The organism is Pseudomonas sp. PDM24, from assembly GCF_019218905.1.
Classification (GTDB): Bacteria; Pseudomonadota; Gammaproteobacteria; order Pseudomonadales; family Pseudomonadaceae; genus Aquipseudomonas.
Map to the genome: position 1 here is coordinate 1 of NZ_JAHUWR010000028.1, position 287 is coordinate 287.

Genomic DNA, 287 nt, shown 5'->3' on the forward strand with positions numbered 1-287 from the left:
TGAAGACGACATTCGCCGAAAATTCGCGATTAAACTCACAAATTTTACCTTAGCCTGATCACCACCAGTGAAAGTGGCCATCAGTCTATCTTTCTATCACATACCCAAATTTTTAAAGAACGATCTAGCCAAAGACTAGAAATCAACATTCACCATCGTCACGATGGAATGCTCATTTCTAAGCTTTCAACAAACAGAAGCAGTAGTGGTGGAGCCAAACGGGATCGAACCGTTGACCTCCTGCGTGCAAGGCAGGCGCTCTCCCAGCTGAGCTATGGCCCCGTATT

At 45.6% G+C, this 287-nt stretch carries 1 tRNA gene; it reads right to left on the bottom strand.

Annotated elements, in window-relative coordinates:
* Positions 1–206: 206 nt before the first annotated feature.
* Positions 207–282 (bottom strand) — tRNA-Ala (locus KW837_RS28615).
* Positions 283–287: the final 5 nt, after the last annotated feature.